Origin of the sequence: Vibrio genomosp. F10 str. 9ZD137 (assembly GCF_049974785.1) — a bacterium.
Taxonomy (GTDB): domain Bacteria; phylum Pseudomonadota; class Gammaproteobacteria; order Enterobacterales; family Vibrionaceae; genus Vibrio.
This window is the reverse complement of sequence record NZ_JBNGCJ010000860.1, coordinates 1-498: the sequence shown is the minus strand read 5'-3', so window position 1 is coordinate 498 and position 498 is coordinate 1. Positions and strand designations below refer to the sequence as shown.

General features: G+C 47.8%; 1 pseudogene. It reads left to right on the top strand.

Annotation, left to right across the window (positions count from 1 at the left end):
- Nucleotides 1–498 (top strand): annotated as a pseudogene (locus ACP45E_RS19345) (DUF3466 family protein); the annotation flags it as partial.

The window sequence follows — 498 nt, the reverse complement described above, 5'->3', positions numbered from 1 at the left end:
TGCGGAACCGCGCTTCCGATCTCACCTGTGATAAATGGGCTAAAGAGCAATGGGATGTATGGAAGGCGGAGCTTGATGGCAATACGACATCGAATGCCCTCGCTTTTGTAGAAAATGGCTCTTTCAATAATCAGTATAACAACGTGATTAATAGCTTGACTGATTCATCTTTACCAGTCGGTAACCAGAGTATTGTGGGCGGAACTCGTAATCAGATTGTCTCACCGATTTCCCCATTGGGGAGCGCTTCGGCGAATGATTGGAAGCAAGGCAGAGCGTGGGCGGTAGATTCGAGTAATACTTACTCAGTTGGCAGTATTGCGAGAACAGCAACCAATGACCAAGGTGCGCACCATACGTCAAAAGCAGCGATTTGGACAAACGCAGCAATACCGGTAGAGTTAAATTGGCAGTCTGGAGTGCCAGCAAGAGACGGTGAACGTTTAGCACAGGGTAGTATGAGAGATATTGTAGTATCGGGTACCGACGTTTATGCCG